Consider the following 19,499-nt stretch of genomic DNA (forward strand, 5'->3'; position numbering starts at 1 on the left):
GACAGTAGTTCTCGACAAACCTTTTCGACAGGCCCGAAGCTGCTCGAACCAAACGGAAAGCGGCGAGCGACAGCCATCTTGCCCCCCTCCCGCCAATCGCCTAACCCCGCGGCCATGAAGCGTCTGGCCATCTATTGCGGGTCCGCGACCCCCGCCGACCCCGTCTATATCGACTCCGCCCGCGCCGTCGGTCGCGCGCTCGCGGAACGCGGCATCGGCGTCGTCTATGGCGGCGGCAGGCTCGGCCTGATGGGTGCGGTCGCCGATGGCGCCATCGAGGCCGGGGGCGAGGTGGTCGGTGTGATCCCGACTGCGCTGGTCAAGGCGGAGGCGGCGCATCGCGGCCTGACCGAACTCCACGTCGTCGACACGATGCACCAGCGCAAGCAGGCGTTCACCGACCTGTCCGACGGCTTCGTCACTATCCCCGGCGGCACCGGCACGATGGATGAATTGTGGGAAGCGATGAGCTGGGCGCAGCTCGGCTATCATGCCAAGCCGGTCGGGCTGCTCAACACCGCCGGCTATTACGACCACCTGATCGCGTTCGTCGACAAGATGGCCGAGGTCGGCTTCATGCGGCCGATGCACCGCGACATCCTGCTGGTCGCCGATACGCTGGACGTGCTGCTGGACAAGATGGCCGCGCATGTCCCGGTGCAGGCGATCATCCATATGGCGGCCACCGACCTTTGATCCCGCCCCGCGCCGACCTCGTCGCGCACGCCCGCGACACGATCGCGCGTGGCTCCAAAAGTTTCGCGGCGGCGAGCAAGCTGTTCGACGCGCAGACCCGCGAACGGGCGTGGCTACTCTATGCCTGGTGCCGGGCGTGCGACGATCTGGCGGACGGTCAGGATCTGGGGCACGGGATGCAGCGGGTCAACGATGCGCAGGACCGGCTGGCGCTGATCCGCGCGCGCACCGCGCAGGCACTGGTGGGCGAGGCGACCGGTGATCCGGCGTTCGACGCGCTGGGCGTGGTCGCGGCCGAGGTCGGGCTACCCCATGCGCTGGTGCATGACGTGATCGACGGGTTCCAGCTCGACGCCGATGGCTGGCAACCGGTGACCGAGGGTGACCTGTACCAATATTGTTATCATGTCGCCGGCGCGGTCGGCGGGCTGATGGCGGTGGTGATGGGCGTGCCCGCGACGGAGAAGGACACGCTCGACCGCGCCTGCGACCTGGGGCTGGCGTTCCAGCTTGCCAATATCGCCCGCGACGTGGCGGAGGATGCCGATGCCGGGCGCTGCTACCTGCCGCGCGACTGGCTGGCCGAACAGGGCATCGATCCGGCCGACCCGATGGCGACGCCCGACCGGGTGGCGGTGCTGGCGCGGCGGATGGCGGCGCGCGCGGCCTTGCATGAAGACAGCGCGCGCGTCGGCGCGGCGCGGTTGCCCTGGCGCTCGGCATGGGCGGTGCTGGCCGCCGCCGACATCTATGGCGGCATCGCACGGAAAGTCGCCGCCGCCGGTCCCGCCGCGTGGGACAAGCGACAGACGACCTCCAAGGGGAAAAAGATCGCCGCCATCGCCCGCGCGTTCGTCGCGGCACGATGGCGCCCCGCGCCGGATGTTCCACGCGATCCGGTGCTGTGGACGCGCAACACCTAGCACTCCCGTCACCCCGGCCTTGAGCCGGGGTGACGTGGGGTCCAGAGGAGAAGTTATCCCTTGTCCTCCACCTTGTCCGTCGCCACCGTGATATCGCGACCCAGCAGGTGCTGGACGTAAATCCGCTGCACCAGCACGAACATCACGATGGTCAGCGGCGCGGCGAGCACCACGCCGATAAACCCGAACATCAGCCCCATGCCGATGACCGAGAACAACAGCACGGCGGGCGGCACGTCGACCGCGTGCTTCTGCACGATCGGTTGCAGGATATTGCCCTGAATCTGCTGCACGATCAGGAACAGGACGATCGTCCATAGCGCGGTGGTGGGCGACTGGGTGAAGGCCAGCATCACCGCCGGCAGTCCGGCGATGATCGGCCCGACATAGGGCACCACGTCCATCAGCCCGGCGATCAGGCCCAGGCCGATCGCGGCCGGCACGCCCAGCAGCCACAGCCCGGAGGCGGTCAGGACCGCGACGACGAGGATCGCCACCGCCTCCCCCTTCATCCAGCCGCGCAGGCCGCCGGCGGCATCGTCCACCGCCTGTCGCGCGACTGGTTCGACCGACGGCGGCACCAGCGTCACCAGCCCCCGGCGATACAGCTCGGGATCGGCCGCGAGGAAGATCGCGCCGACCAGCACCAGCACCGCATCCGACAGCCCCGACCCGATCGACAGGACATAGGTGCCCGCGCGCGACATGATCGTCGACAGGTCGCTGCTGCCCTGCGACAGCAATTCGCGCGCCGGCTCGCCCAGCCCCCATCCATCGAGCTGTCGCTGGATCGCCTGCAACGCGGACGGAATCTGCTGACGGATGGTGTCGAACTGCTCGACCAGCTGCGCGCCGAAGCCGAAGAAGATGCCGATGACGATGCCCAGCAGCAGGATCACCGACAGCGCCAGCGCAAGGCCGCGCGGCAGGCGCGTCCAGCGCTGGATGCGGTTGGCGACCGCGCTGAACAACACCGCGATCGTCGTCGCGGCAAAGACCAGCAGCACCAGCCGCATCATGCTGAACAGCAGGAACGCGGTCCCGGCGATCGCCAGCACCATCACCGCCATCGCCGCGACCCGGCCATAACCGGGCGTCGACCGCCCTGCGTCTTTGTCTGTCACCTTCGTCCCCTTCGGACCGTGAACGGACGGACCCGGGCGACGTTCCCCCGGGCCGTATCGCCATCGCAACGATTGCACATCACCATCACTGTCGCTAATGCGAGCGAATATCATGTGCAAAAAAGGGGCAGATATGCGGTGGTTTTGGATGTCGGCGCTCGTCGCCGTGCCGATGCCGGCAATGGCGCAGCAGGCGGCGACGCCCGGCGACGATACGGAGATCGTGGTACAGGGGCGCGCGCAGCAGCTTTATCGCACGATCGTCACCACCGTCGGCAAATCGGCGCAGGACCCGCTGGACATTCCGCAGGCGTTGCAGGTCGTCAACCACGACCTGTTCACCGATCAGGGCGCGCGCGACGCGACCGACATCTATCGCAACATCTCGGGCGTCAGCGCCTACAGCTATGCCGGCGTCACCTTCCGCGGATTCCGGCAGGACGAATCCTTCTATGACGGGCAGCGGGGCAATCCGTTCATCGGCTTTACCGTGCCGCAGCTGTTCAACGTTGACCGGGTCGAGGTGCTGAAAGGGCCATCGGGCCTGTTCTTCGGTCCCGGCGCGCCGGGCGGCATCATCAACTATGTATCGAAGACGCCATCGGACCACGCCTCGCTGCGCACCGTCGTCACCGGCGGCACCTATGACCGTGCCGGCATCTCCGCCGAAGCGACCGACCGGATCGACCACGACGGCGTGGTCAGCTACCGGATCGGCGGTTTCTTCGAAGCGATGCAGCCCTATCGCACCAATAGCCTCAACAAGACGCTGATCGGCGATGGCGGGCTGTCGATCCGTACCCATCCGGGCGGGCTGCTGACGTTGCAGGTCACGACGTACGACAATTATTTGCGCGCCAACCGGCTGCGCGGCGTGCTGGTCGACGACAGCGGGCGGTTCCGCACCTCGATCCGCTGGAACGCCAATGAAAAGAGCGACTGGCTGCACCTGACCTCGACCGCATGGTCCGCCCGCTATGCGACGACGATCGGCGACGCGATCACCTTCGATGCCGGCGCGCGCCGCTTCCGCTCGACCGAGCGCCAGAAATATCACGAGTCGCGCGGGGTCAGCACGACCAACCCCGATCTGGTCCTGCGCGAGTTTCGCGACCAGATCCGCCCGGTCGACGGCCTGTCGTTCATGGCCAATGCCACCGCTACCACCCGCCTGTTGGGGATGGCCCACCGGTTCCAGATCGGCGGCGACTGGTATCGGGAGGATAACGGCCTGCGATCGCGCATCCTGCGCACCGGCGTCCTGCCGCTCAGCCTCAACAATCCGGTCTATGGCCGTTCCGATGGCGATGCGCTGCGGGCGGCGGCGCTGCCCTTCACCGACACCGACACCCGTTCGCGCCGGGTCGGCGCCTATGCACAGGACCAGATCAACCTGACCGAGACGCTCCTGCTGATCGCAGGCGTCCGCTGGGACCGGTTCGAGGATGCGGTCCGGGTAGCGACTGCCGGCCGGGTGACCAGCGATTCCGGCTATCGCGACAGCGACGTCACGTTTCGCGGCGGGCTGATCTATCGCCCGCGTACCGACCTGTCGCTCTATGCCAGCTGGTCGGAGGGGTTCGATCCGCAGGCCCCCGCCAGCCAGAACCGCGACGCCGGCGGCCCGTTCGCCCCGGTCACCGGCAATCAGGTCGAGGCCGGGGTCAAGTCGCGGCTGTTCGACGGCCGGTTGCAGGCCAATGCCGCCGTCTATCGCATCGTACGCAGCAATCTGTTGCAGGTCGACCCGACGCGCACGCCGGTCAACGGCGTCGATCCGCTCAGCCCGATCGGCGAAGTCACCAGCAAGGGATTCGAGGTCGACCTGACCACCGACCTGACCCGCCATTGGGTGCTGATGGCCAATTACGGCTATAACGACACGCGCGTGACCGCCACGGTCGCGGGGCAGGCGGTGACCGACGCGGTCGGCAGCCGCTTCGCCAACGCGCCCGCGCACAAGCTGGGCTTCTGGACGCGGGTTCAGGTGGATGCGATCGGCACCGCCTTCGCCTTCGGCGGCGAATCGGTGTCGCGCCGGATCAGCCGGTCGGGCCAGACGGTCCGGCCCTATGCGATCTTCGACGCCTCGATCACCAAGTCGCTGGGCTTTGCCGAGCTGATGCTGCGCGTCGATAACCTGTTCGACAAGGTGTACGCCGCTTCGGGCTTCACGCGCCAGACGGGGCATTTCCCCGGCGAACCGCGTACCGTGCTGGCCGAGCTACGCGCGAAGTTCTGACGCCCAGGCATCGATCGCCGCCCAGCCGGCGATCCCGTTCAGCGTCCGCGCGCGTGCTGCCGTCATCCCGCCCAGCGCGATCACCGGCACGCGCGCGCCACGCACCAACATACCGAAGCGTACACGGCCCAGCGCCGCCGCGCCGGGATGCGATGCGGTGGCGAAGACCGGCGAGACGAAGATCGCATCGACCCCCGCCCGCTCCGCAGCGATACGCTCCGCGCGACTGTGGACCGGACGGGTCGCCAGCCCCCTGCCCCCCCTTGCGCGCCGCCCATGCACCCCATCCGCGCCCGGCAGCACCGGCCCCGCGACCAGCAGCACATGCCGCCGCGCCCGCGCGATCCGGCGCACCGCCGCGAACAGCGCACGACGCTCGATCGGCGGCGTCGCATAGTGGCGGAACACGATCCCGCTGCCTCGTGGCATCGTCCGCACGATCGGCAACAGCGCATCGTCCAGCCGTTCGTCGGTCATCAGCCAGCGATGCGGCAAAGGGTGGCGGCGGGGCATGGCCGCCTCTATACCGCGCGCGATGACCAAAACCGACACCCCGCTTGGCCCGATACGCGACCGGATCGCCCATGCCGAATCGATCGCCCGTCGGGACCGGGGCGCGACGACGCTGATCGCGGTCAGCAAGACGCACGATGCGCCTGCGATCCAGCCGCTGATCGACGCCGGCCAGCGCGTGTTCGGCGAAAATCGCGTGCAGGAAGCACAGGGCAAATGGCCCGCACTGATGGAAGCGACGCCGGGCATCGAACTCCATCTGGTCGGCCAGCTCCAGTCGAACAAGGCCGAGGACGCCGTGCGCCTGTTCGACGCGATCCATTCGGTCGACCGCCCGTCGCTGGTCGCGGCGCTGGCCAGGGCGATCGAGAAGACCGGCCGGGCGCCCGCCTGTTTCGTGCAGGTCGATATCGGCGACGAACCGCAAAAGGGCGGCTGCGCCCTTGCCGACCTGCCCGCGCTGCTGGCGGAGGCGAAGGCCGCCGGGCTGCCGATCGCCGGGCTGATGTGCGTGCCGCCCGCCGGCCTCGACGCCGCGCCCTATTTCGCGCTGACCGCCAGGCTGGCCCGCGATCATGGCCTCACCGGCCTCAGCATGGGCATGTCCGACGATTTCGAAACCGCCGTGACGCTGGGCGCGACCCATGTCCGGATCGGCTCCGCGCTGTTCGGCGCGCGTGGGGCATAAAGGAATGATGATGACCCGTCCCAAGGCCCTGTTGTTCGATTTCGACGGCGTGCTGCTGGAAAGCGAATATGCCGGCAACCGCCAGATCGCTGCGTTCCTGACCGCCGCCGGTCATCCGACCAGCGCCGCCGATTCGATGGCCAATTTCATGGGCCTGTCGGGCAGCCACTTCACCCGGGCGATCGAGCAATGGGTCGGCGGGCCGGTGCCCGACGGATTCTGGGACGCGCGCGCCGTCGAGGATGCGCGGGTGCTGGCCGAAGGGGTCGACGCGGTGGCAGGAGCCGTTGCCTTCGTCCGCGCGCTGCCCGCCGACCTGCCGCGCGCGATCGTGTCATCCAGCACGACCCACTGGATCGCGACGCATCTCGACCATCTGGGCCTGCGCGATGCGTTCGGCGACCATATCTATAGCGGCAAGGAGCATGTCGCGAACGGCAAGCCCGCGCCCGATCTGTATCTCTACGGCGCCCGGCAACTGGGCGTCGCGATCGAGGAGTGTGCGATCCTCGAAGACTCGCCGGTCGGCGTGACCGGCGCGGTCGCATCGGGTGCGCGGGTGATCGGGCTGTGTGCGGGGTCTCATTGCGGCGTCGGCCATGACGAACGACTGCGCTCGCTGGGCGTGACCGAGATCGCGCACGGCTTCGACGAAGTGGCGCGGTTGCTGGGGCTGGAACCCGCGACGGTCTGAGTCGTCGCCGGGGGATCGATCCACGCAAGGCGCGGAGAAATAAGAAGATTGGATTTCGCGCAGAGGCGCGGAGGCGCAGAGAGGGTGCGTTGGCTGCGGCCGTGCTTCCGATCGGCAGACAATTGCGCCGGGTTCAGCCGAAGATAAGGCCGCTGTCGCGGAGAAGATGGCGCCAAGAACGACCTCTCTGCGCCTCCGCGCCTCTGCACGACATCTAATCTTCTGTTCCACGCCCGGCGGAAACACGGAAGGTCGCGTAAAGCGCAACCCCTTCGCGTCTCCGCGCCTTCGCGTGAATCCCTATGACCCTCGCGAAGAAACGCAGCGTCACTCGCCCTTCTTCGCCGCCTGCTCCGCCGCAGCCGGATCGACCGACGGCGCGCCCGACGCCGGCGTCGCGGCGTTGACGATGTCGGCGCTGTTCGCCGGAGCGCCCTCGGCGACATTGCCCTCCGCTTCGGTCGCGGCCGGCGCGGCCCCGGCGGCGGGTGCGGCCGGCAGTGGCAGGTTCGATCCTTGCGAGTTGAGATAGGCGATGACGTTCGCCCGGTCCTCGGCACTGCCAAGGCCGGCAAAGGTCATCTTGGTGCCCGGCGCGTATTTGCGGGGCGACGTCAGCCATGCGTTCATCGCGTCGAAGTCCCAGTTGCCCGGAACGCCCGTCAGCGCGGTGGAATAGGCGAAGCCGGCCAGATGGCCATGCTTCTTGCCGATCACGCCCCAGAGGTTCGGGCCGATGCCATTGGCTCCGCCCTGGTTCACCGTGTGACAGGCGGCGCATTTCTTGAACACTTCCGCGCCCTTGGCGACGTCGGCGGTGGCGAGCAGCGTCGCGATCGGCACGGCGGCGGCGGCCCCGCCCCCGGCTTCGGCGGCACCCTCGACCGGATAGCCCGGCTTGTCCGGTGCGCCCGAATGGAACACCATGCCGCTGGCGATGGAAAGTCCGAGGGCGGCGGCGCATCCGGCCAATACCCAACCTGCGATGGTGTTCGTCCGGTCGTCCATGCCCTTAGCCGTCTCACCTAAAGTTGGTTTTGTTTGGGGCCATGCTTAGAGGCGGCATCCGATACTGGCAAGACGGGGTTGCCGCCCGTGTCCGCGCCCGATAATCGCCGTCCCCCATGCAGAAATACGCCGCACCCGCGCGCCCGCTGGTGGCGCAGATGATCGAAGCCGCCGCCCGCGAACCGAATCGCACCGTCGCCTTTCAGGGCGCACCGGGCGCCAATTCGCATGTCGCGCTGGTCCAGGCGTTTCCCGATGCGCTGCCGCTGCCCTGTTTCGGCTTTGCCGACGCGATCGATGCGGTACGTTCCGGACAGGCCGATTGCGCGATCATCCCGATCGAAAATTCGCTGCACGGGCGCGTCGCCGACATCCATTTCCTGCTGCCCGAATCCGAACTGGTCATCACCGGCGAACATTTCCTGCCGATCCGGCACGCGCTGCTGGGCCTGGGACCGGTCGAGGGCATCCGCCAGGCGATGAGCCACGAACAGGCGCTGGGCCAATGCCGCCACTGGTTGAGCGCGCGCGGGATCGAACCGGTGGCGCATCCCGATACGGCGGGCGCGGCGGCGTCGGTCGCCGCGATCGGCGACCCGGCGATCGCCGCGCTCGCGCCCCCGGCGGCGGCCGCGCTGTACGGGCTGCAATTGCTGGCCGACGACATTGCGGACGCCGATCACAATACGACGCGCTTCGTCGTCCTCGCCCGCGCCGCACCGCCGGAACCGCCCGAGGGGCCGTGCATGACGACGCTGGTGTTCGAGGTGAAGAACGTGCCCGCCGCGCTGTACAAGGCGATGGGCGGCTTCGCGACCAACGGCGTCAACATGACGAAGCTGGAAAGCTATCAGCGCGGCGGCACTTTTGCCGCGACCGAATTCTTCTGCGACATCGAAGGACGGCCGGGCGAGGCCCATGTCGACCGCGCGCTGGAGGAACTGCGGTTTCACAGCAAATGGGTGCGGTTGCTCGGCAGCTATGGGCGCGCGCGCGAGCGGGGGTAACTTCGGACGTTCCGTTCGTGCTGAGTAGGGATTGAGCTCGTCGAAAGCCCGTATCGAAGCACCCTTGGCGGTCCTTCGATACGCCGCTTCGACAAGCTCAGCGGCTACTCAGGACGAACGGATCGTCACGAAGCCACCCACGCCACCAACAGGCTCCGCGCGATCGCATGGGCGGGCGGCGCGATGAAGCGCGACGTATCGCCCGACAGCGCCGCGCGGACCTCGTCCCGGGTCGCCCAGAACGCATGTTCCAGTTCGGACGTATCGATCCGCAGCTTATCGTCCGGCGCGGTCGCGATGCACGCGATCATCAACTGCGACGGGAAGGGCCAGGGCTGGCTGGCGACATAGCGCACCGCGTCGACCGCGACGCCCGCTTCCTCCAGCACCTCGCGCGCCACCGCTTCCTCGACCGATTCGCCGACCTCGATGAACCCGGCCAGCGCCGAATAGCGTCCCGTGGGCCAGCTCGGCTGGCGGCCCAGCAGCACGCGGCCGTCATGTTCGACCGCCATGATGACGACCGGATCGGTGCGCGGGAAATGCAGCGCGCCGCAGCCCGGGCACGACCGCGCCCAGCCGCCGCGCGCGACGACGCTCGCATGGCCGCACCGCGCGCAGAATCCGTGCCGCGAATGCCAGTCGATCAGGCTGCGCGCGACGCCGTAGAGCGCGACGTCGGCAGGCGGCATCACCGCCAGTGCGGCCATCAACGCGGGCGACCGCATCGCCGGCGCACTGCCGTCGCCGTCGCCCGCCACGAACAGCGGCACGCCCTCCAGATACCCCAGCAGCAGCGCATCGTCCCGCGCCGGGTCCATCGCCGCCAATGCCAGCGCGCCATCGTCACCGACCGGTGGTTCCAGGCCGGTCAGCACCAGCAGCCGCGCCGCCGGATCGGCCAGCGCACGGGCGAAGGCTTGCGCGTCGTCGCGCTCGTTATCCGCGCGGACCAGCGCCGCGCCGGTAAAGCCGATCACCGCACCGGCCCGGCCAGATCGCTGGCCAAGGCCTTCACCAGATCATCGCGCAACGGCCATTTGTCGGCGGGGAAGTAATTCACCATCACCGTGCCGCGCAGCTGCCGCACCGGATCGACGAACGCGACGGTGCCAGCCGCGCCGCCCCAGCCGTACGTACCCTTGCCCGGCCGGCCCGGCAGCGTTTCCAGATAGACCGAACCACCCGCGCCGAAGCCCATTTTCGGCCCCGCCTGTCCCCCGGTCGCGCCATCGACCCCGCCAAAGGTAACGCCGGCCGGTAACAGGTTCGACATGCCCAGCGCCACCGTCGCCGGCTTCATTACCCGTTTGCCGTTCAGCGTGCCGCCATTCTGGAGCATGTGGAGGAACCGGTCATAATCGGCGGCCGACATGACCAGCCCCGCCCCGCCATAGGGAAAGCTGGGCGGCGACAGCCACACCGAGGTCGCGCCCGGATCGACCGGCACCAGATTGTCGCCGGCCCACGCATAGTTGGTCGCCAGCCGCCCCTTTTGCGCGGCAGGCACGGTCCAGTAGGTCGACATCATGCCCAGCGGCCCGAACATCCGCGTCTGCAGGAATTTTTCGAACGACATGCCGCTTGCCACCTCGATCACGCGGCCCAGCACATCGAGGCCGATCGAATAGCTCCACTTCGTCCCCGGCTCGGCGATCAGCGGCAGGGTGGCGACGCGGTTGGCGAATTCCTCCAGCGACTTCGGCCGCGCCCGCGCCATCGCGACTTCGGCCTGCGCGTTGACGGCGGCGGGGACGATGCCGAGGCGTTCATATTCCTTCAGCAACGGCCCCTTGGTCACGATGCTGTAGCCAAGGCCGGCAGTGTGGGTCAGCAGGTGGCGCACGGTGATCGGCGTCGTCGCCGGACGGCTGGCCAGGCTGTTGCCCGGATCGGTCAGCACCTTCATCGACTTGAACGCCGGGATGAAATCGCTGATCGGCTGGTCGAGCTTCAGCTTGCCGTCCTCGACCAGCATCATCGCCGCCATGCCGGTGATCGGCTTGGTCATCGAATAGACCCGCCACAGCGTGTCGACATTGGCCGGCGCGGCATTGGCGTCGGTCGCGACACGACCGGCGGCGTGGGCACTGGTCCAGTCCGGACCACCCACGACGACGACCATGCCCGGCGCCTTCTTCTGCGCCACATAGTCGCGCACCATCGCCTCGGTCGCGGGCAGCGCACGCTGCGCGGCGGGGCGGGCGGGGGCACGCGGCGGCGCGGCCTGCGCCCATGCCACCGCCGGCTGTACCAGCAGCAGCGCGCCCGTCAGCGCCAGTGCGTTCCGCATCCGGTTCGTCTCCCTCATCGCATTCCCTCCACGACCGTTATCGCCCGCGCGAACAGCGTCGGCAGCCCGGCGGCGGCAATGTCCGCGACCGGCCACCATTCGCCCTGCGCGGTGCCTTCCTCCGCTGCATCCGCCACCATGACGGTGCAGGCAAGATCGAAATGGGTAAAACCGTGGCGGACCAGACCGATACTGCGCCAATCGGCGGGAAAGGGTGCGCCCTGCGTACCGGGGTCGCCGTCGGTCCATGGCCCGGTGGGCAAGGCGCGCATCCCGCCCAGCAGTCCCTTGTCCGGCCGCCGGACCAGCAGCACCCGACCATCCCGCTCCGCCCAGAACAGGGTGCCGAATCGCTGTGGCTTCGCCTTTTTTGCCGCCTTGACCGGAAAGGCGTCGGGCGTCCCGGCGGCATAAGCGGCGCAATCGTCGCGCAAGGGGCACAGCAGGCAGCGCGGCAATCGCGCGGTGCAGACCATCGACCCCAGATCCATCATCGCCTGCGCGAAATCGCCGGCGCGCGCGTCCGGGGTGATCGTATCGGTCGCGGCGCGGATCGCCGGGCGCGCGCCGGGCAGCGGCTCCGCAATCGCGAACAGCCGCGACACCACGCGCTCGACATTGGCATCGACCACCACCGCCCGGCGGCCAAAGGCGATCGCGGCGATCGCGGCGGCGGTATAGTCGCCGATGCCGGGCAGCTTGCGTAAACCGCTTTCGGTATCGGGCAGCGACCCCAGCCCCGCGACCACCCGCGCACAGGCCAGCAGGTTGCGGGCGCGGGCATAATAGCCCAGCCCCGCCCACGCCGCCATGACATCGGCATCGTCCGCCGCCGCCAGCGCCGCGAACGACGGCCAGCGCGCGGTCCACGCCTCGAAATAGGGGCGCACGCTCGCAACCTGGGTCTGCTGGAGCATCACTTCCGACAGCCAGACGCGATAGGGATCGGGCGCGGCGACCCCCGGCGGGCTGCGCCACGGCAGCGAGCGATGGTTGCGATCATACCAGTCGAGCAACCGTTCGGCGACAGAGAGATGCTTGGCGTCCACGCCGGCTCTATGGCATGGGATGCCGACAATGACGACGCGCCCCCGCCCCCATGCGACGATTCCAGAACCCCGCCGGCGTGGCGGCGCACGGGCCGTCGCCGAATTGCTGCCCGACATCGGCGGCGCGGCGTTCCGCAAATTCGGTTTCGTCCAGTCGGCGGTGGTCAGCCGCTGGGGCGAGATCGTCGGCGAGCGATTCGCCCGCGTGTCCGCCCCCGAATCGATCCGCTTCCCGCCGGGCAAGCGCGCCGACGGCACGCTGACGCTGATCGTATCGGGCGCGCATGGCACGATGATGCAGCATATCGCGCCGGAAATCGTCGAGCGGGTGAACCGTTTCTTCGGCTATCCGGCGGTCGCCCGGCTCCAGTTCCGGCACGGCGAGGTCCGCCCGCGCCGCGCGGTGCCGGTACGTCGCGATCCGCCGCCGATTTCGGCCGAGATGCACGAAAGCCTGCGCGACATCGCCGATCCGGAGCTGCGCGCGGTTCTCGCCGCGCTCGCCGGTGCGGTCGCCGCACCCCCGCCCCCCGCCATTCCGATCCTTGGCAAGGTCCGCTGATGCGCATTCTGATCCTGCTCTGCTCGTTCCTGTTCGCCCTGTTCGGGATGCCCCCGGCCAAGGCGCAGGCATCCGCCAATGCCGCCACCCAGCGCAACTGGACCAACAGCGTCACGATGCTGCCGACCGGTGGCGTCGCGGTCGGCAACCCGATGGCGCGGGTGCAGTTGGTCGAATGGGCCAGCTATACCTGCTCGCACTGCGCCGCGTTTGCCCGCGAGGCGAAGCCCGAACTGACCGCGCTCATCCGCTCGGGCCGGGTGCGAGTCGAATATCGCACCCTGCCGCGCGACGCACTCGACCTGACCGCCGCCCTGCTGGCGCGCTGCGGCGGGACGAACCGCTTCCTTGCCGCGCATGACGCGATCTTCGCGCAACAGACCGCGATGCTCGACAAGGCGGAGGCATTCGCCGCCACGCCGGCCGCGCAACAACCGACGCCGACCATCGGCAAGCGGCTGGAACAGCTCGCTGCCGCCACCGGCCTGCGCACCTTGCTGCGCGGGCATGGGCTGGACGATGCGCGGATGACCGCCTGCCTGAACGACGAAGCCGCGCAGAAGCGGGTGATCGCCATTGCCGAGGCGGCGCAGGCCGCCGGCGTCAACGCGACCCCCAGCTTCGAGGTCAATGGCAAGAAAGTGGAGGCCCATGACTGGGCGACGCTCAAGCCGTTCCTGACCGCATCCTGATCCTTGCAAAGAGAGTAGATCCCATGCGTTTCGCACTCCCCCTGATCGCGCTTGCCGCCCTGTCGGCCTGTGGTGGCGGCGATTCCGGCACTGGTGCCAATGGCAGCGCCGCCGCGCCCGTCGCCAATGTCGCCGCACCCGCCGGCAAGAAGTGGACCGACATGGTCGCGGTCACGCCCGAGGGCGGCTATCGCATCGGCAACCCCGATGCGGCGGTCAAGTTGCTCGAATATGGCTCGCGCACCTGCCCCACCTGCGGCGCGTTTGCGCGTGAGGGCAACGAACCGCTCATCAACAACTATGTCTCGACCGGCAAGGTGAGCTTCGAGTTCCGTGACTTCGCGGTGCACGGCGCACCCGATCTCGCCGCCGCCGTGCTGGGCCGCTGCAACGGCACCGCCACCTTCTTCCCGCTGCTCGAAGCGATGTATCAGGATCAGGCGGCGACGCTCGACCGGATGCAGGCGATCCCGCAGGCCGAACAGGCGCGGTTGCAGTCGATCCCGCCGCTGCAGGCGGTCACCGGCTGGGCCGATGCCGCCGGCTTCGTCGATTTCGTCAAGCAGCGCGGCGTGCCCGAGGCCAAGGCGCGCCAGTGCCTCGCCGACCAGAAGCTGTTGCAGGAGGTCGTCAAGATCACCGAGGATGGCGGCGCGATCGTCACCGGCACGCCGACCTTCCTCATCAACGGCGAAAAGGTCGAGAACGCCGTCACCTGGGCGCAGATTGAAGCGGCGCTGAAGGGCGCTGGCGCCTGACCCCGTGGCCGCGCCGGACGACGCGGCCACTCCCCCCACGCCGGGGCTGACGCTTCGGCGGCTGCGGCTGAGCGGGTTCAAGAGCTTCGTCGACCCCGCCGACCTGGTGATCGAAAGCGGGCTGACCGGGGTGGTCGGACCCAATGGCTGCGGCAAGTCGAACCTGCTCGAAGCGCTGCGCTGGACCATGGGCGAGAACAGCGCGAAGTCGCTGCGCGGCGCGGGCATGGACGACGTCATCTTCGCCGGCACCGAAACCCGCCCCCAACGCGACTTTGCCGAGGTCGCGATCCTTGCCGAGGATGCGGCCGGCGACGAGGTGGAGATCGTCCGCCGGATCGAACGCGGCGCGGGTTCCGCCTATCGCATCAACGGCCGCGACGTGCGAGCGAAGGACGTGTCGCTGCTGTTCGCCGATGCCGCGACCGGCGCACATTCGCCGGCATTGGTCAGCCAGAACCGGATCGGCGCGGTCATCGCCGCCCGCCCCGCCGAACGCCGGGCGATGCTGGAGGATGCCGCCGGCATCTCCGGCCTGCACGTCCGCCGCCGCGACGCCGAATCGAAGCTGCGCGCGACCGAGGCCAATCTCGACCGGCTGGGGGAGATGGCGCAGGAACAGGATGCGCGCGTCGCCGTGTTGCGACGGCAGGCGCGGGTCGCCGCGCACTACCGCGACCTGACCGACGCGATCCGCATCGCCGAAGGCCGCGCCATCTATGCCCGCTGGCGCGACGCCGCGACCGCCGCCGCCGCGGCGAAAGCCGAGGCGGGCGCCGCCGAGGCACTGGTCGCCGCCCATGGCACCGCACAGGCGGACGGCATCGCCGAACAGGCGGCGGCGACGCAGGCGCTGGCGACTGCACGGGCAGCGTCACAGGATCTGCGCCAGCGCGTCGGCGACTCCGCCCATGCCCGCGACCGGTTGCAGGCGCAGGCGCAGGCCGCGACCCGGCGGCTGGCCGATCTGGAGGCGCAGGCCGCTCGACTGGCCGAGGACCGCGCGCGCGAGGCGAGACTGGCGACGGACGCTGCCGGTGCGGTCGCGCGCCTGACCGAGGAGACTGCCGCGCTGGCGACGGCGATCGAGGGTGCAACCGCCCGCCTGCCCGAACTCGACACCGCACTGGCCAAGGCGACCGAGGCGGCGGCGGTCGCCGATGCGGCGCAAGGCGAAGCGCTGTCGGCGCAGGCGGCGGAACTGGCCGAGGCACGCGTGGCCGCCGCCGCGCAGGAGGCGGCGCGCACCCGGCTGGACCGCATCCGCCGCGACGAGGCGCGCTCGCTGGCCGAACAGGCGGCGCTGCCTGCGCTCGGCCCCCTGATCGCCGAGCGGGCGACGGCGGTCGAGCGTCGCGCTGGCGCGCTGGCTACCGCCGACACCGCCCGCGCCGCCATCGCTCATGCCGATGCCGCCGAACGATCCGCGCAGGAGGCACGCGGGCGGGCGCAGGCCGACCGCGCGACCGCCGCCGCCGAACTTGCCGCGCTGGAGGGCGAAATCGCCGCGCTGGAACGGGCGCTCCGGCGCAGCGGACGCGCGCGGGTCATCGATTCGGTGGTGGTCGAACCGGGATTCGAGGCGGCGCTGGCGGCGGCACTGGGCGACGACCTCGACGCCGGGACCGATCCCGGCGACGACCGCTATTGGGACGCCGACGCCGCACCGGTCGAGGGGCCGGCGATCCCGCCCGGCATCGGACGGCTGTCGGCGCAGGTCGCCGCCCCGGCGCTGGCCCAGCGGCTGGCGCAGGTGCTGGTGGTCGATCGCGACGACGGCTTGCCGCTGGCGGTCGGGCAGCGGCTGGTGACGCTCGACGGGGCGCTGCGCCGGTGGGACGGACTGCGCGCCCAGGCCGGATCGGGCGCGGCGGCTGCCGAACGCCTCGCCCGCGCCAACCGGCTGCGCGCCCTGGGGCAGGAACGCCCGGCGCTGGTCGCGCGACGCGATGGGGCCGATGGCGCACTGGCCGCCGCCGATGCCGCGATCGGGGAAGCCCGCGCGACGCTGGCCGCCGCGCGTCAGACGCTCGACCAAGCCGATTCGCAGGCGCGCGCTGCGTTGCGGGACGAGGACCGCGCCGCCGCCGCGATCGAACGGGCGCAGGCCCGTGCCGACGACGTCGCCGCCCGACTCGAGCGGATTCGCAGCGATGGGATTGAGGCGCAGGACGAAGCCAACCGCGCCGATGCGGCCCTTGGGCAACTCCCTGACCGCAGCGCCACCGCCGGACGGGTGGCGGCGCTGGCGACGGCGGCGGCAACCGCGCGGACACGGGTCGCCGATGCCCGCGCGGCGCGGGTGTCGCTCGACGCCGCGCTGACCCGCGACCGGGATCGCCATGCGGCGGCGAACGCGGAGGTCGCCGCATGGCAAGCGCGCTCCGCCGATGCCGGCCACCGGATCGCCGAGGTCGATGCGCGGATCGCCGCCATCGCCGCCGACCGCGCCGCCCTGCGCGACCGGCCCGCCGCGCTGGCGGCGGAACTGGCGGCGGTAGAGGGCGCACTTGCCACGCTGAACCCTGCCGTAACCGACGCCGCCGCGACCGAAGCCGCCGCCGAAACCCGGCTGCGCGTCGCCGAGCACGCGGCCAGCGGGATCGCCGAACTGCTCGCCGCCGCCCGCGAACGGCGCGCCGGCGCGGAGGCACGGGCGGAGGCGCAGGAGCAGCGGCGGCTGGAGATGGGGCGGCTGTCGGGCGAACGCTTCCAATGCCCCCCGCCGCTCCTGCCGCGTATCGGTTTCGTCGGCGCGGACGTCGGCGATGCGGCGGTCGAGGCGGCGGCGCACGACCGGCTGCTGGCGGACCGCGACCGGATCGGCCCGGTCAACCTGATCGCCGATACCGAACTGGCCGAACTGGAGGCGGCACAGGGCGCGACGGCCGCCGACCGCGCCGAACTGGCCGAGGCAGTGCAGCGGCTGCGCGGATCGATCGGCACGCTCAACCGGGAAGGGCGCGCACGGCTGCTGACGGCGTTCACGGCGGTCGACGGCCATTTCCGCCGGCTGTTCGGCGCGCTGTTCGAAGGAGGGCAGGCGCGGCTGGAACTGGTCGATTCGGACGATCCGCTGGAGGCCGGCCTCGAAATTCTCGCCCAGCCGCCGGGCAAGCGGCTGCAATCGCTGACCCTGTTGTCGGGCGGCGAACAGGCGCTGACCGCCGTCGCGCTGATCTTCGCGCTGTTCCTGACCAACCCGTCGCCGATCTGCGTGCTGGACGAGGTCGACGCGCCTCTGGACGACGCCAATATCGACCGGTTCTGCGACCTGCTCGACCGCATGGCCGCCGACACCGACACCCGCTACCTGATCGTCACCCACAATGCCGCGACGATGAGCCGGATGCACCGGCTGTTCGGCGTCACCATGGTCGAACGCGGCGTCAGCCGGCTGGTGTCGGTCGACCTAGGCGGCGCGACGGGATTGCTGGCGGCGGAATGAAGGAACGCGTCACCCCGGCGCAGGCTGGAGTCTTGCCGTAAGAGAGCGCGCGCCTCGCTGCGGGAGACCCCAGCCTTCGCTGGGGTGACGTCCTGGCTTCGATCGCCCCTTACTGCCCCGCCTTCACGATCGCGCGAAACTCCTCGCGCGTGATCCTGCCGTCCTTGTTCTGGTCCATCAGCGCGAAGGCGGTGGCGAGGCCCGCGGCAGCCTGCCCCTTTTGCGACGGGTCCTGCTTTGCCGCCTCCGCGTCGATCTTCATGCTCATCGCGTCGAACTCGGCCTTGCTGATCGTGCCGTCCTTGTCGGTGTCGAACATCGCGAAGAACTCGGCCTCGTCATCCGCTGCCGGTTCGACGACCGGCGCGGGCGACGTGGCCGGGGCGGGCGTGGGAGCGGTCTGCAGCGCAAGGGCGAGGATGGCGAGCAACATCGGGTCAGCTTCTTTCCGAAAAGAGAAAATGCACGACAGGATTGCATCGCGTAACGCGCGGCGCAAGCGCGCGTCCTTGCGTGTGCGGCCCGTGTCGCCTAACCGCGCGCCGAACCCTTAACCTCGAAGGAGCCCGCCCATGGCCGAGTCCATCAACCGCGTCGTGCTTGCCTATTCGGGCGGCCTCGACACCAGCGTCATCCTGAAATGGCTGCAACAGGAATATAATTGCGAGGTGGTGACCTTCACCGCCGATCTCGGCCAGGGCGAAGAGCTGGAGCCGGCGCGCAAGAAGGCCGAGCTGATGGGCATCAAGCCCGAGCATATCTTCATCGACGACCTGCGTGAGGAATTCGTCCGCGACTTCGTATTCCCGATGATGCGGTCGAACGCGCTGTACGAGGGGCTGTACCTGCTCGGCACCTCGATCGCACGGCCCTTGATCGCCAAGCGCCAGATCGAGATCGCGCGTCAGGTCAACGCCGATGCGGTCAGCCACGGCGCGACCGGCAAGGGCAACGACCAGGTCCGTTTCGAACTGGGCTATTATGCGCTCCAGCCCGACATCAAGGTCATCGCCCCGTGGCGCGAATGGGACCTGACCAGCCGCACCGCGCTGATCGCCTTTGCCGAACAGCACCAGATTCCGGTGCCCAAGGACAAGCGCGGCGAATCGCCCTTCTCGACCGACGCGAACCTGCTGCACACCTCCAGCGAGGGCAAGGTGCTGGAGGACCCGTGGGACGAGGTGCCGGACTATGTCTTCTCGCGCACCGTCAGCCCGGAGGAAGCACCCGACACACCGCAGGTCATCACTGTCGCGTTCGAACGGGGCGACGCGGTGGCGGTCGATGGCGAAGGCATGTCGCCCGCGACGCTGCTCGCCAAGCTCAACGAGCTGGGCCGCGCGCATGGCATCGGCCGGCTCGATCTGGTTGAGAACCGCTTCGTCGGCATGAAGTCGCGCGGCATGTACGAGACGCCGGGCGGCACCATCCTGCACGCCGCCCACCGCGCGATCGAACAGATCACGCTCGACCGCGGGGCCGCGCACCTGAAGGACGAACTGGCCCCGCGCTATGCCGAGCTGCTCTATAACGGCTTCTGGTTCAGCCCCGAGCGCGAGATGCTGCAAGCGGCGATCGACCACAGCCAGCACAAGGTGTCGGGCGAAGTGCGGCTGAAGCTGTACAAGGGCGGCGTCCATGTCATCGGCCGCCGTTCTCCCAATTCGCTGTACAGCGAAAAGGTCGTGACGTTCGAGGACGATCAGGGCGCCTATGACCAGCGCGACGCGGCGGGCTTCATCAAACTCAACGCGCTGCGCCTGCGCCTGCTGGGCCGGCGGGATCGCTGATTCCCGTCGCCG

General features: G+C 69.6%; 18 protein-coding genes. 11 read left to right on the top strand and 7 right to left on the bottom strand.

Annotation, left to right across the window (positions count from 1 at the left end; all coding sequences use genetic code 11):
* The first annotated feature begins 114 nt into the window (after positions 1 to 114).
* On the top strand, positions 115 to 696 hold the full coding sequence (locus tag ASE83_RS17505; protein WP_055784707.1) for a TIGR00730 family Rossman fold protein: 582 nt from the start codon (positions 115 to 117) through the stop codon (positions 694 to 696).
* Positions 693 to 1,619, top strand: a complete 927-nt coding sequence (locus ASE83_RS17510; protein WP_055784710.1) for a phytoene/squalene synthase family protein — start codon at positions 693 to 695, stop codon at positions 1,617 to 1,619. Before ASE83_RS17505 ends, ASE83_RS17510 begins: the two co-directional genes overlap by 4 nt.
* Before the next feature lie 53 nt (positions 1,620 to 1,672).
* Here ASE83_RS17510 and ASE83_RS17515 read toward each other — a convergent pair whose 3' ends face one another.
* Positions 1,673 to 2,743, bottom strand: coding sequence for an AI-2E family transporter (locus ASE83_RS17515; protein WP_235513059.1), 1,071 nt, complete (start codon positions 2,741 to 2,743; stop codon positions 1,673 to 1,675).
* Between the two features lie 133 nt (positions 2,744 to 2,876).
* Between ASE83_RS17515 and ASE83_RS17520 the strand changes: the two genes are divergently transcribed.
* Entirely contained in the window at positions 2,877 to 4,985 is a 2,109-nt protein-coding gene (locus ASE83_RS17520) for a TonB-dependent siderophore receptor (protein WP_055784716.1), read from the top strand.
* Here the strand turns inward: ASE83_RS17520 and ASE83_RS17525 are convergent.
* The gene (locus ASE83_RS17525; RefSeq protein WP_235513064.1) at positions 4,968 to 5,462 is read right to left on the bottom strand and encodes a thiamine phosphate synthase; all 495 of its coding nucleotides are present in this window, start codon (positions 5,460 to 5,462) and stop codon (positions 4,968 to 4,970) included. The genes ASE83_RS17520 and ASE83_RS17525 overlap by 18 nt on opposite strands.
* Before the next feature lie 58 nt (positions 5,463 to 5,520).
* On the opposite strand from ASE83_RS17525, the gene ASE83_RS17530 reads away from it, so the two are divergent.
* Together ASE83_RS17530 and ASE83_RS17535 are read left to right on the top strand one after the other, a co-directional pair.
* Positions 5,521 to 6,186 (top strand): YggS family pyridoxal phosphate-dependent enzyme, encoded by a 666-nt coding sequence (locus ASE83_RS17530; RefSeq protein ID WP_055784722.1) that lies wholly within the window; start codon positions 5,521 to 5,523, stop codon positions 6,184 to 6,186.
* A gap of 10 nt (positions 6,187 to 6,196) precedes the next feature.
* Positions 6,197 to 6,880, top strand: coding sequence for an HAD family hydrolase (locus tag ASE83_RS17535; protein ID WP_055784944.1), 684 nt, complete (start codon positions 6,197 to 6,199; stop codon positions 6,878 to 6,880).
* A gap of 327 nt (positions 6,881 to 7,207) precedes the next feature.
* Here the strand turns inward: ASE83_RS17535 and ASE83_RS17540 are convergent, their stop codons facing one another.
* Positions 7,208 to 7,888, bottom strand: coding sequence for a c-type cytochrome (locus ASE83_RS17540; protein ID WP_055784725.1), 681 nt, complete (start codon positions 7,886 to 7,888; stop codon positions 7,208 to 7,210).
* 116 nt (positions 7,889 to 8,004) lie between these two features.
* Between ASE83_RS17540 and ASE83_RS17545 the strand changes: the two genes are divergently transcribed.
* Positions 8,005 to 8,895 carry a prephenate dehydratase gene (locus tag ASE83_RS17545; RefSeq protein ID WP_055784728.1) on the top strand — a complete coding sequence of 297 codons (891 nt, stop codon included), beginning with the start codon at positions 8,005 to 8,007 and terminating at the stop codon, positions 8,893 to 8,895.
* Positions 8,896 to 9,020: 125 nt separating this feature from the next.
* Here ASE83_RS17545 and nudC read toward each other — a convergent pair whose 3' ends face one another.
* Genes nudC through ASE83_RS17560 form a run of 3 tightly spaced genes read right to left on the bottom strand, consistent with a single transcriptional unit; the run spans position 9,021 to position 12,237 of the window.
* Positions 9,021 to 9,875, bottom strand: coding sequence for an NAD(+) diphosphatase (gene nudC, locus ASE83_RS17550; RefSeq protein ID WP_055784731.1), 855 nt, complete (start codon positions 9,873 to 9,875; stop codon positions 9,021 to 9,023).
* Positions 9,872 to 11,188, bottom strand: coding sequence for a serine hydrolase domain-containing protein (locus ASE83_RS17555; protein WP_156353289.1), 1,317 nt, complete (start codon positions 11,186 to 11,188; stop codon positions 9,872 to 9,874). The genes nudC and ASE83_RS17555 overlap by 4 nt, the downstream gene beginning before the upstream one ends.
* Positions 11,189 to 11,202: 14 nt before the next feature.
* Positions 11,203 to 12,237 carry an A/G-specific adenine glycosylase gene (locus ASE83_RS17560; protein ID WP_235513067.1) on the bottom strand — a complete coding sequence of 345 codons (1,035 nt, stop codon included), beginning with the start codon at positions 12,235 to 12,237 and terminating at the stop codon, positions 11,203 to 11,205.
* A gap of 19 nt (positions 12,238 to 12,256) precedes the next feature.
* On the opposite strand from ASE83_RS17560, the gene ASE83_RS17565 reads away from it, so the two are divergent.
* From ASE83_RS17565 to ASE83_RS17580, 4 genes are read left to right on the top strand one after another with little or no spacing between them, the layout of a single operon-like run.
* Positions 12,257 to 12,799 carry a DUF721 domain-containing protein gene (locus ASE83_RS17565; protein ID WP_055784736.1) on the top strand — a complete coding sequence of 181 codons (543 nt, stop codon included), beginning with the start codon at positions 12,257 to 12,259 and terminating at the stop codon, positions 12,797 to 12,799.
* A complete protein-coding gene (locus ASE83_RS17570; protein WP_055784739.1) occupies positions 12,799 to 13,491 on the top strand; it encodes a thioredoxin domain-containing protein in 693 nt (230 codons plus the stop codon). Before ASE83_RS17565 ends, ASE83_RS17570 begins: the two co-directional genes overlap by 1 nt.
* Before the next feature lie 23 nt (positions 13,492 to 13,514).
* Positions 13,515 to 14,249, top strand: coding sequence for a thioredoxin domain-containing protein (locus tag ASE83_RS17575; protein ID WP_055784742.1), 735 nt, complete (start codon positions 13,515 to 13,517; stop codon positions 14,247 to 14,249).
* Between the two features lie 46 nt (positions 14,250 to 14,295).
* Positions 14,296 to 17,697 carry a chromosome segregation SMC family protein gene (locus ASE83_RS17580; RefSeq protein WP_055784950.1) on the top strand — a complete coding sequence of 1,134 codons (3,402 nt, stop codon included), beginning with the start codon at positions 14,296 to 14,298 and terminating at the stop codon, positions 17,695 to 17,697.
* Positions 17,698 to 17,806: 109 nt separating this feature from the next.
* On the opposite strand, the gene ASE83_RS17585 is transcribed toward ASE83_RS17580, so the two are convergent.
* Entirely contained in the window at positions 17,807 to 18,130 is a 324-nt protein-coding gene (locus ASE83_RS17585) for an EF-hand domain-containing protein (protein WP_055784745.1), read from the bottom strand.
* Between the two features lie 139 nt (positions 18,131 to 18,269).
* Here ASE83_RS17585 and ASE83_RS17590 point away from each other — a divergent pair, with 139 nt between their 5' ends.
* The gene (locus tag ASE83_RS17590) at positions 18,270 to 19,487 is read left to right on the top strand and encodes an argininosuccinate synthase (RefSeq protein ID WP_055784748.1); all 1,218 of its coding nucleotides are present in this window, start codon (positions 18,270 to 18,272) and stop codon (positions 19,485 to 19,487) included.
* Positions 19,488 to 19,499 lie beyond the last annotated feature (12 nt).

Source organism: Sphingomonas sp. Leaf32 (assembly GCF_001421765.1).
Taxonomy (GTDB): domain Bacteria; phylum Pseudomonadota; class Alphaproteobacteria; order Sphingomonadales; family Sphingomonadaceae; genus Sphingomonas.